Origin of the sequence: Ornithinimicrobium sp., assembly GCF_030537745.1 — a bacterium.
Lineage (GTDB): Bacteria > Actinomycetota > Actinomycetes > Actinomycetales > Dermatophilaceae > Ornithinicoccus.
This window is the reverse complement of the sequence record NZ_JAUNVI010000026.1, coordinates 1-9,451: the sequence shown is the minus strand read 5'-3', so window position 1 is coordinate 9,451 and position 9,451 is coordinate 1. Positions and strand designations below refer to the sequence as shown.

Sequence of the window (9,451 nt, the reverse complement as noted above, 5' to 3'; positions counted from 1 at the left end):
TCGTGGCCGCCACCCTGCACCGTCTCGGGCTGAGCCACGTCTTCGGCGTGGTCGGCAGCGGCAACTACGTGGTCACCAACGAGCTCGTCCGGCGCGGGGCCACCTACGTCCCGGCCCGCCACGAGACCGGAGCGGGCATGATGGCCGACGCCTATGCCCGGGTGTCCGGTGAGATGACGGCGTTGAGCCTGCACCAGGGATGTGGGCTGACCAATGCCTTGACCTCCATCGTGGAGGCGTCCAAAAGCCGCACGCCCATGCTCGTGCTGACCGGTGACACCCCGCCGACCGTCCAGACGAGCAACTTCTGGGTCGACCAGGAAGCGGTCCTGGTCGCCCTCGGTGTGGAGGTCCACCGGGTCCACTCCGCCGCGACCGCAGTCCTGGACACGGTCCGAGCCTTCCGCAGGGCGCGCGACGCACGTCATACCGTCGTCCTCAACCTTCCTCTGGACGTGCAGGACGAGCCGCTGGACCTGGACGAGTCCGCCGCCCTGCCCCTCGACTTCACCCTCACCACGGCCGGGGCCACCGATGAGGGTGCCGAGCTGGTCGCGCAGGTCCTGCGAGAGGCACGCCGGCCAGTGGTGGTCGGGGGGCGAGGCGCCCTGCAGGCACGGTCTGAGCTGGAGGTGCTGGCGCAGTCGGCGGGAGCACTCCTGTCGACCAGCGCGGTCGCGCGAGGGCTCTTCGAGGGCGACCCCTGGTATGTCGATGTGATGGGTGGTTTTGCGACGCCCGCCGCCGCCGAGCTGATCGCCGGTGCTGACGCGCTCGTCGCCTTCGGTGCGAGCCTGAATCGCTGGACCAGCAGGTCCGGTGACCTGCTCAAGGACAAGGTCGTCGTGGTCGTCGATGCAGATGCCGACGCCATCGGCTTCCACCATGGCCCCGACCACGCGGTGGTGGGTGACTCCGCCACCGTCGCCGCTGCGGCGGCCAAGCTCCTCGGTCAGCGCCCCGACGAGGGCTATCGCACCGCAGAGGTGCGGGCCCGGCTGGAGCGTGAGGGGCGCTGGCGTCAGGTGCCCTACGAGGACACTGGCACCGAGACCCACATCGATCCGCGAACCCTGTCGATCGCGCTGGACGACCTCCTGCCGAAGCAGCGCGTGGTCGTCCCTGACGGCGGCAACTTCAACGGCTATCCCGCAATGTTCCTGGCCGTCCCGGACGCCCGAGGTTTCGTGCTGCCGCTCGCCTTCCAGTCGATCGGTCTGTCGCTCGGCGCCGCGATCGGCGCCGCGCTGGCGTTGCCGGACCGGGTTGCGGTCGCCGGCGTCGGTGATGGCGGGCTGATGATGAGCCTGACCGAGCTTGATACGGCCGTGCGTCTGCGGCTGCCGCTGGTCGTGCTCGTCTACAACGACGACGCCTATGGCGCCGAGGTGCACCACTTTGCCGACGACCACGAAGCGCTCGGCACGGTCGTCTTCCCTGACACCGACATCGCCGCCATCGCACGGGGCTTCGGCTGTGAGGCCGTGACCGTGCGCTCGACGCACGACCTCGGGCCGGTGCGCGAGTGGGTCGATGGCCCCCGAGAGCGTCCGCTGCTCATCGACGCCAAGATCACCTCCTTCCCGTCGTGGGTCCTGGCGCACACTTTCCAGGGTGAGAAGTAGTCGCTACGACGCGCCCGAGGACCTGGTCCGGGTTGCCGCACCCTGGGTGTGCGGCGCCCTCCGCGCCGCCCGGGATCGGCTGACCTCGATATGGGAGAGTGCTGCTATGTCTCTTCCTCGTGCCGACATCGATCCCGACGGTCTGCTGGAGTACTCGGTGGTCTTCACGGACAGGTCGCTGAACCACATGTCGCAGAGCTTCGTCGGCTCCATGCAGAGCCTGCTCCAGACGCTGCGGAGCACCTACGCCGCGGAGGCAGTCGCGCTCGTCCCCGGCGGCGGTTCCTACGCGATGGAGTCCGTGGCGCGGCAGCTCGCGACGGGACGGCGGACGCTGATCCTGCGCAACGGACTCTTCTCCTACCGTTGGTCCCAGATCATCGACGCAGCACAGATCACCGACGACGTGAGCATCCTGGCGGCACGGCCGGTGGATGACTCGCCGCACAGTGCCTGGGTCCCGGCGCCGCTGGACGAGGTCGTCGCCAAGATCACCGAACTGGCTCCTGAGGTCGTCTTCGCCCCCCACGTGGAGACCTCTTCGGGCATTCTGTTGCCTGATGACTACGTGCGTGCGGTCGCCGACGCCACCCGTGCAGCTGGCGGCATCTTCGTGCTCGACTGCGTGGCCTCCGGTGCCCTGTGGGTAGACATGGCGGAGCTCGGGATCGACGTGCTGATCAGTGCACCGCAGAAGGGGTGGAGCGGCTCGGCTAGCACGGGCTACGTCATGCTCTCCGAGAGGGGCAGGGCCGCGGTCGCGACGGGCACCTCGACCAGTTTTTCCCTCGACCTGGGTGCGTGGCTCGGGGTCAGTCAGTCGTATGTCGAGGGCAAGTCGCCCTATCGCGCCACCCTTCCGACAGACGCGATCGCGCACAATGCCGAGGTTGCTACCGAGACCACAGAGCGGGGCCTGGACAAACTTCGACTGGCGCAGATCGAGCTGGGCGAAGGGGTGCGCGGGCTGCTCGCGGCGCACGGGTTCGGGTCGGTGGCAGCCCCGGAGTACGCGTCCCCGACCGTGGTCGTGGTGCACACCGACGACCCGCAGATCCAGTCTGGCGCGGCGTTCGCTGAGGTCGGGCTGCAGGTCGCCGCGGGCGTGCCGCTGCAGTGCGGGGAAGGACCGAACTGGTCGACGGTCCGGATGGGCCTGTTCGGGCTGGATAAGCTCGACGACGTCCAAGGCACCTTGACCCGCCTGGAGGAAGCGCTCGACAAACTCGCACGCTGACGTGGGTTGGCGTGAGCGGACGCGGTCAGCGCTCGATGGGGATGAGGCGCAGGCCCTCCGGCTCGGCGAGCACGAGGAGGTCCTTGGCGGGTGAGGCGGCCACCAGGCTGAGGAGCTCCTCGACCGGCCAGGGCGCGGCCCCGACGTCGGTGCGGTGCACGAGCTGGACGTCGCGGCCGGTGGCCTCCTGAAGAACAGCGCGCAACTGCGGGTCTGAGGGGCCGACGAGCAGGAGCGTGCCGACCCTCGGCGCCGGGGCAGCGATGGCCGCGGGGGTGCTCTCGGAGGTGACGTCGTCGGAGGTGACGCCCCCGACGACGACGGTCCCGGCAGTGGCGCCCTCAGCCTCGGGAAGCCGTCGTGCCTGCTCAGCGCGGTCGGACCCGAAGATCGTCCAGTGGTAGGCGGAGAGGAGCGACGTGGCGGCGAGGATGCCGATGGGATAGCGGATCCGGCGGATGGTCTCCGTGTCCACGGAGCCGGAGAGGGTGTCGTCGATGACGAAGAAGACGAGGGTGATCAGCGCGATCACGGCGGTGATCCCCATGACTCCGAAGAGGATCAGCAGGTAGGTGCGCCTCGCCGGTGAATCCAGCTCGCGTGCGGGGTCACGATCGCGGGCCCGCTGCGCCTGACGCCAGTGCCACCACCACACGGGCAAGCCCACGGCGAGCAGCACCAGCGCGGCGATCAGGGTGTTGACGGGGTGGCCGCCAGCGAGCAGATCGCTGCCCGCGGAGATCACCTCGATCAGGGTGACGATGATCATGACCAGGCCGGCCGCGGCAGCCAGCAGGCCGATCGCCGACATGAGGTATTCATAGACGCGCCGGACCTCGGTCCGTGGAGCCAATGCTGCGTCGGGCACGGTCGTGCTCTCGTGCACCTCCGGATCGGTCGTGCTCCCGACCACTTCCGGGTCGATCCCGCTCTCGAGCACCTCCCGGTGGTACCACCAGGTGAGCAGCCCGACGGCCACGTATGCCAGCTGCGCGGGCGCGGCGTCGAAGTGCTGAACGGCGCTGGCCTCCGTGGGCACCCCGACCAGCCAGACGAGCACGGCATACACCAGCGCACTGGCGGCGGTGATCGCGACGATCAGGCCGCCACCCACGCCCGCGAGCAGCACATACGCGAGCCAGGGCGTGGTGCGCGGGCTGCGGACTGCATCCAGGGCCCAGTAGAGGATCCAGACTGCAGCGCCGATGACGAACGCGATCGCTGCGGCCAGCACCTCCGAGGAGGACGCGGAGACGATCACCTCGCCGCTGAGGCCGAAGAGCTCGCGCAGCGCCGGCGTGAGGAGGCCGATGAGGCCGGTCGCGGCGGTGGCCAGACCGATGAGGGAGCCGAGGAGTTGCTGGACCCGTTGGTGAGACGGCGGCGTCGAGCGGCGTCCCCACCAGCGGTGCGCAGCCCAGATCAGCGTCCAGACCACCGCCTGCGCGATCGGGGAGCCACGGTAGGGCTCGAGCTGAGCGGCCATCGACAGCGTCTGCTGCCAGGCATACATCGCGATGATCAGGCTGGTGAGCTCGACGATGAGCAGGTAGGCCGCCCAGGTGAACGCGCGGACCTCGGCCGGGTCGCGCCTGAACGCGCGCAGCGTCCACCACAGCAGCGCGCCCCACAGGGGGAGTGCGATGAAGGTGAAGGTCAGCTGGAGCGCGAGGAAGGTGTCGTCGCGGACCATGACCTGCCGCATCTCGAACAGCCGACCCAGCAGCCCGCTGACTCCCGAGGCGGCAGCAAAGAGAAGGCCCGCCAGGATGACGTACTGGAAGAACCGCCGCACGGAGTGGGTGGACAGGTCGCTGCCAGCCGGCTCAGGGTTGTTTCCGCGCTGGTGAACGTAGCGGATCCCCGCTCCGATGCCGACGACCACGAGGGCCAGGAGGACGAACGCGAGCACCGCGACGAAGCCGACGCTGCGCATCAGCGTTCCTTGGAGAAGCAGCCGAACATGGGCCAGGGGCTTTCGTCAGTGATGACCCAGCCGTGATCGCCGGACTTGCGCAGCGTGAACGTCTGGTCCTCTGCCCACTCGCTCCCGCCGAGCGTGTCGCTGTTGCTGCGGATCATCTCGACCTGCACGGTGGCTTTCTCGCCGGTGACCGTGCGCTCGCGCAGCACGACGCGGGCGGTGGGAGCCCGGTAGTCCGCCTGTTGAAGGTCGGTGATCGTGCAGGGTCCATCTGGGTCGAGTAGCTCTATTGCGGCGGAATTGTCACCGGAGAACACCGCCGACACATAGGCCTGCACGCTGGCCTCGGGAGAGCCGGGCTCCAACTGCTGCGTGGGGCGCAGTGCTGAGACGACTGCACCGATGACGGCTAGGAGGACGAGCGCGACGACAGTGATGAGGAGAACGCGACTGGCGCGGGAGGTCATGGCCAGAGTGTCTCATCGACGGGTCCGCCGTCGGCTGTGGGGCAGGATGCTGGGATGGACAGCGACCGTGACCTCGACCTGACCCTTTTCGGCGCCACCGGCTTTGTCGGGGGTCTGGTCGCCCAGCACCTGGCGCAGACGGCGCCCGCGGGGGTGCGGCTAGGCCTCGCTGGCCGGTCGCACGAGCGGTTGCTGAGGGTGCGCGACAGCCTGGGCGTGCGGGCAGCTCACTGGCCGCTCGTCCTGGCCGATGCGCAAGACCCCGCCAGCCTGCGCGACCTCGCCCGGCGTAGCACAGTGGTGGTGAGCACGGTCGGCCCCTACCTTCGCCACGGCATACCCCTGGTCCAGGCGTGCGTTGAGGCCGGCACCCACTACGCCGACTTGACCGGAGAGGTCCTCTTCGTCCGCCAGCTGATCGACCGTTTCCACGACGCGGCGTGCGCCAGCGGGGCCCGGATCGTCGTCTCCTGCGGCTTCGACTCCGTGCCTTCGGACCTCGCCGTGCACCTGCTGAACCGCCAGGCCGAAGCCGACGGCGCGGGAGGGCTCACCGACACCACGCTGCGGGTCCGCACACTCAAGGGTGGGCTCAGCGGCGGCACCATCGACTCGATGCGCCTGCAGTTGCAGACGGTCCAGGGGGACCGGTCGCTGGCGCGCATCGTCGGAGATCCGCATGCGTTGAGCGGTCCATGGCGCGGGGCCTCCGGGCAGCGGGATGTCTGGAGACCCTTCGTCGATGCGCAGACAGGGCAGTGGGACGCCCCGTTCGTGATGGCGGGCTACAACACCCGGCTGGTGCGCCGGTCCGACGCGCTCCGTGGGGGCGCCTACGGGCCCCGCTTCCGTTACCGCGAGGTCGTTCCGACCGGTAGCGGTCCCAAGGCCATGGCGCGGGCTGGCGCCCTGGCGGCCGGTATGGCGGTGCTGATGGGCGCGATGTCGACGCCGGGTGTGCGTGCCCTTCTCGACCGGGTGCTGCCTGCGCCGGGCCAGGGCCCATCGGAGGAGAGCCGGAGGGAGGGCCGCTTCACGATCGAGACGAGCACGGTGACGCAGGACGGCACCAGGTATGCCGCGACCGTCGCCGCGGACGGTGACCCTGGGTATGCCGCGACCTCGGTGATGCTGGGTCAGGCCGGGCTTGCGATGGCTGTCGACGGTGACCGATGCTCACCCGAGGGGGGAGTGCTGACGCCCGCAGTGGCGATGGGCGACGTGTTGGCGCAGAGGCTGCGTGAGCAGGGTTTCACCCTCGACGTGTCCTAATCAACCTCAGCTGAGCACGTCCTTGCGCCCGAAGTGCCGCCACGCCCACACCAGGAAGACCGTCATCCACAGCGTCGACCAGAGCACCCCGTGCGCGAGCTCGTGCCAGGCGACGTCGGGGGAGAAGAGGCTGATCCAGGCCCTGGCGTTGCGGCCCGGCAGCAGGACCCGCCAGTCGCCTAGAGCGTTGATCGACTCCAGGATGGTCGACAGGATCGACGCCATCACGCCGCCCCCGACCGCCGCCAAGGGTGCGTCGGTCCGGACACCGATCCAGAACGCGATGGACAGATAGGGCAGTTGCGCGATCAGGATGAAGACTGCCGCGACGGCGAGCCGCCATGCGAACGATCCCCACGCCACGGACCCGCCGGCCGGCACGATCAGCTCGTCCCAGCCGTACGACATACCTCCGACGAGCATCACCCAGGCCAGGAAGCCGACGAGCGCCAGCGCGGTCCACCCCAGGCCGACGAGCAGCTTGGCGGTGAGCAGGCGGGATCTCGGGACCGGCGCGGTGAGCAGATAGCGCAGCGAGCCCCACGACGCCTCGCTCGCGATCGTGTCGCCGACGAAGAGGCACCCGACGATGAGCAGCAGCAGCTCCGCGGTGACGAACAGCATGAAGACGGTGAAGTTGGCCGCGCCGACCGTGGCCACGTCGTCGAAACCCGGCCCGCGTGGGTTGCTGTCGCCGAGCATGAACGCCGCGACCACTACCAGCGGCAGCACCGCGAGGATGCCCAGGATCCAGCGGGTGCGCGGGCGGGTGGCCTGTCGTCGCCACTCGGTCGAGAGCCGCAGAGGTCGATGGCCGAGCTTGACCGGTGCCGTCGCGGCCGCTGCTGGGTTCGCGCTCATCGTGGTCTGACCTGCCGAAGTCGTTCGTTGTCCGGCGCGCTGTGCCCGCCGCGGCTGGTGTCGATCGTGCTCATGAAGACCTCTTCCAGGGTGTGCTCGGCGTTGACGCCGACCTCCTCGACGCTGCCGGCCACGAGCACCCGACCAGCGTCCATCACCACGATGTGCGAGCACGTCTGCTGCACCTCGCCGAGCAGGTGGGAGGAGATCACCACGCACCGTCCAGCCTCGGCATAGCGGTGCAGGATGGGACGAAGGGCGGCGATCTGTGGGGGGTCCAGCCCGTTGGTGGGCTCGTCGAGGATGAGGACCTCGGGGAGGCCGAGCATGGCCTGTGCGATGCCGAGGCGCTGCCGCATACCGTGGCTGTAGGACTTGACCGGGCGTTCGATCGCGGAGCCGAGAGCGGCGACGTCCAACGCCTCCTCCAGTCGAGCCTCCTGGTGGGAGCGACCCGTCGCAGCCCAGTAGGCCTCCAGGTTGGCCCGTCCCGAAAGGTGCGGCAAGAAGCCTGGGCCCTCGACGAGCGCACCGACCCGGCGCAACACGTCAGCGCCCGGTCGGACGCGTTCACCAAGCAGATAGACCTCACCGGCATCAGGACGGATCAGGCCCATCACCATCCGCAGCGTCGTGGTCTTGCCGGCACCGTTGGGGCCGAGAAGGCCGACCACCTGCCCACGCAGTGCTTGCCAGCGGACGTCGCTGACGGCCTGGTGCCCGTCGGGGTAGGCCTTCGTCAGACCCTCGACCGCGAGGGGCACGTCGGCGAGATCTGGGCGCGCGGTCGTCGTTGCGCTGTCGTGCCGACGGGTGATGCGACGTTGGGTGAGTGCCCACGCTGCGAGGGCGGCCCAGAGCACGCCGAGCCCGGCGAGGAGGGCGATCGACTGGCCGTCGAGGGGACGCGGACCACCGACCTGGGTGCCATCGACCGTGGGCACGACCAAGGCAGGTTCGGCCAGCGTCACCTGGAGCTGGGCCGCTTCGGTGCTGTTGCGGTATGCCGTGTCCGTCGCCGACACGAGGACCCGCCAACGCGCGCCGACCGGTGCCTGATAGGTGCCCGCCGGCAGAGCGACGTCCACCTCCACGGGCTGTCCTGGCGTGGTCGCCACGCGGATCGGTGCGACGAGCGTGCGCTGCGCGACGGGTTGTCGGTCGTTGCCGGGCAACTGCCACAGCGAGAGGAAGAGAGTGGTCTGGGTCCCGGTGGAGGTCACCTCGAGGCGGACCCGCGGGCTGCCGACGATGGTCGAGGGGTCGGTGAGGGGCGCGGTGTCGAAGGTCGTGGACTGGGTGGGCAGCGCGGCCAAGGCGTAGCCCGCCAGACCTGCCCCGATCGCCCCTGCACCGGGAACAGTGGACAAAGCGGCAGGGGTGCCGCCTGGCGGCGAGAGGATCACCGGAGGACCCGACGGCGATAGCTCCAGCGAGGTCTCACCGGAGGCGCTCGTCAGCTCCTTGGCGGTCCCGACCTGGCGCAGGGTGGCGAGCTGCTCGCGAGGAGCGCGGGGAAGGGAGTAGGCCAGGGCCGGTAGCGGCTGTGCCCCGTCGGCTGCTGGGGTGGTCGCGGGGTCGCTGGTCGAGGCTGGCGCAGACCCCAGGGTTGCCGCCAGCCAGGTGTGCAGAGCTTCGTCCTGCGCGTCAGCCTCGGCCGAGGCGGCCTCCGAAGCACTGTTGCCCACGAGAGACTGGTCGCCGGGGTTGCCGGTGTCGCCTGTGCCGTTGGGCTCTGCTGCGCTGTCGCCTTCCTGCGCAGCAGCGACTTCGCCCCCGAGCCCGGTCGGCCCGGACGCGTCGTGCCCACCGTCGAACCAGCGCTGCGCCACCGGGACACCGCGCTCCCGCAGCGCCGCGGCCGTTGCTTGCGACTGGTCGATGCCGAAGAGCGAGTCCGTCATCCCCTGCACGAGATAGACCGGCACGTCCACCGTGTCCAGGACGGCGGCGGGGGAGTGCGCGTGCAGCAGCGTCAACAACTCGGCCGAAGGTCGACCGGACTCGGCCGCCTCGAGGAAGAGACGGCATACGTCGGCATCGAAACGTCCGCAGCGAGGGTCGA

7 protein-coding genes are annotated in these 9,451 nt (G+C 69.7%); 3 read left to right on the top strand and 4 right to left on the bottom strand.

Annotated elements, in window-relative coordinates:
- The first annotated feature begins 2 nt into the window (after positions 1 to 2).
- Positions 3 to 1,625, top strand: a complete 1,623-nt coding sequence (locus Q4P07_RS07455; RefSeq protein WP_303374278.1) for a thiamine pyrophosphate-binding protein — start codon at positions 3 to 5, stop codon at positions 1,623 to 1,625.
- Between the two features lie 106 nt (positions 1,626 to 1,731).
- A complete protein-coding gene (locus tag Q4P07_RS07450) occupies positions 1,732 to 2,862 on the top strand; it encodes an aminotransferase class V-fold PLP-dependent enzyme (RefSeq protein ID WP_303374277.1) in 1,131 nt (376 codons plus the stop codon).
- Between the two features lie 25 nt (positions 2,863 to 2,887).
- Here Q4P07_RS07450 and Q4P07_RS07445 read toward each other — a convergent pair whose 3' ends face one another.
- Positions 2,888 to 4,798, bottom strand: coding sequence for a DUF5671 domain-containing protein (locus Q4P07_RS07445; RefSeq protein WP_303374276.1), 1,911 nt, complete (start codon positions 4,796 to 4,798; stop codon positions 2,888 to 2,890).
- Complete coding sequence (locus Q4P07_RS07440) at positions 4,798 to 5,253, bottom strand: hypothetical protein (protein WP_303374275.1); 456 nt, start codon at positions 5,251 to 5,253, stop codon at positions 4,798 to 4,800. The genes Q4P07_RS07445 and Q4P07_RS07440 overlap by 1 nt, the downstream gene beginning before the upstream one ends.
- Before the next feature lie 54 nt (positions 5,254 to 5,307).
- On the opposite strand from Q4P07_RS07440, the gene Q4P07_RS07435 reads away from it, so the two are divergent.
- Entirely contained in the window at positions 5,308 to 6,525 is a 1,218-nt protein-coding gene (locus Q4P07_RS07435) for a trans-acting enoyl reductase family protein (protein WP_303374274.1), read from the top strand.
- 6 nt (positions 6,526 to 6,531) lie between these two features.
- Here the strand turns inward: Q4P07_RS07435 and Q4P07_RS07430 are convergent, their stop codons facing one another.
- On the bottom strand, positions 6,532 to 7,386 hold the full coding sequence (locus Q4P07_RS07430) for an ABC transporter permease (RefSeq protein WP_303374273.1): 855 nt from the start codon (positions 7,384 to 7,386) through the stop codon (positions 6,532 to 6,534).
- Positions 7,383 to 9,451, bottom strand: a 2,069-nt coding sequence (locus Q4P07_RS07425) for an ATP-binding cassette domain-containing protein (RefSeq protein ID WP_303374272.1), incomplete at its 5' end; no start/stop codon positions are given. The genes Q4P07_RS07430 and Q4P07_RS07425, both read right to left, overlap by 4 nt.

Coding starts and splice junctions, on each gene's coding strand:
- Q4P07_RS07450 (WP_303374277.1), top strand. CDS start 1,732: ATGTCTCTTCCTCGTGCCGACATCGATCCCGACGGTCTGCTGGAGTAC.
- Q4P07_RS07435 (WP_303374274.1), top strand. CDS start 5,308: ATGGACAGCGACCGTGACCTCGACCTGACCCTTTTCGGCGCCACCGGC.
- Q4P07_RS07445 (WP_303374276.1), bottom strand. CDS start 4,798: ATGCGCAGCGTCGGCTTCGTCGCGGTGCTCGCGTTCGTCCTCCTGGCC.
- Q4P07_RS07430 (WP_303374273.1), bottom strand. CDS start 7,386: ATGAGCGCGAACCCAGCAGCGGCCGCGACGGCACCGGTCAAGCTCGGC.
- Q4P07_RS07440 (WP_303374275.1), bottom strand. CDS start 5,253: ATGACCTCCCGCGCCAGTCGCGTTCTCCTCATCACTGTCGTCGCGCTC.